Source organism: Caloramator sp. ALD01 (genome assembly GCF_000472625.1).
GTDB classification, from domain to species: Bacteria; Bacillota; Clostridia; order Clostridiales; family Caloramatoraceae; genus Thermobrachium; species Thermobrachium proteoclasticum.
This window is the reverse complement of the sequence record NZ_KI421442.1, coordinates 1-585: the sequence shown is the minus strand read 5'-3', so window position 1 is coordinate 585 and position 585 is coordinate 1. Positions and strand designations below refer to the sequence as shown.

At 32.8% G+C, this 585-nt stretch carries 1 CRISPR repeat array.

Annotated features, from left to right (window positions below):
• Position 1 precedes the first annotated feature (1 nt).
• Positions 2–578: a CRISPR direct-repeat array (repeat unit 30 nt; unit sequence GTTTCAATCCCTTATAGGTAGGCTATAAAC).
• Between the last annotated feature and the right edge of the window lie 7 nt (positions 579–585).

The window sequence follows — 585 nt, the reverse complement described above, 5'->3', positions numbered from 1 at the left end:
AGTTTCAATCCCTTATAGGTAGGCTATAAACGTCTGAATCACTTCCTAATGGTTTAAATGATGAATCGTGTTTCAATCCCTTATAGGTAGGCTATAAACACAGTATCAATTCAACAGGTCCAAAACACAATGCAAAAGAGTTTCAATCCCTTATAGGTAGGCTATAAACTGATGAAAAAACTATATTTCAAATTTTAAATAATTATTGTTTCAATCCCTTATAGGTAGGCTATAAACCTGATGGTTTAACTGAGCCTATCATTGTAGATATGAAGTTTCAATCCCTTATAGGTAGGCTATAAACTTGGTAATTCTATAGTCCATTCCGTGTTGATGTGCTACAGTTTCAATCCCTTATAGGTAGGCTATAAACTATTCAAAAAATGACAGAAGAAAAATTTGCTAAATGGTGTTTCAATCCCTTATAGGTAGGCTATAAACTCTACAGAGCAATCATTAAAATCGATAACAATATTTGGAAGTTTCAATCCCTTATAGGTAGGCTATAAACGGAGGAATAGAGATGTTAAAAGTATCAAATGTTTCAGGTTTCAATCCCTTATAGGTAGGCTATAAACCATAGAT